The sequence below is a fragment of the Citrobacter sp. Cpo032 genome (assembly GCF_030332975.1).
Lineage (GTDB): Bacteria > Pseudomonadota > Gammaproteobacteria > Enterobacterales > Enterobacteriaceae > Citrobacter > Citrobacter portucalensis.
In genome coordinates, this window is record NZ_JAOWGU010000011.1 from 1 (window position 1) to 498 (window position 498).

General features: G+C 40.4%; 1 pseudogene. It reads left to right on the forward strand.

Annotation, left to right across the window (positions count from 1 at the left end):
- Nucleotides 1-435, forward strand: a pseudogene (locus tag OGY33_RS00060) (hypothetical protein); the annotation flags it as partial.
- Nucleotides 436-498 lie beyond the last annotated feature (63 nt).

Here is a 498-nt window from a genome sequence, read left to right on the forward strand (position 1 = left end):
AGGATTGCGGATAATATTCCACTGGTGAAAGGAAAAGAAGTCATTGAGACCAGTTATATCTTTGATTTTGGAGATTATGGTCTCAGTGACGGCTATGGGACAGGGAGGGCAAAAGAGGTCAGTGGTGATCTTGATTTAAAAACTGATTTTTTCCCTATGGTGGCAAACCATATTGATAACACAACGAGTTTGAAATTATTTGGTGGAAATACCGGCCCCGAAAAATGGCGAAGGCGTTTTCGGCTTAGGAATACTCAAACCATTCTTATTGAGCCAGTCATTCATTTCGATAAAGTTGTTACTTTGACACCTCCAGATGCTCCAGGCAAACTTACGGCAATTTATCCTGATGGCAGTAGTGAAAAGATCCCGCATATTTATCCCAGCTATGAAAAATTGCTGTCGATTCGCAGCTGTAACGGAGGAAAGCGTTGAATTATTTTAATAGAATTAACGTCATTGTGTTAACTATCGCACTACTTTGTGGGTGCAGAGATA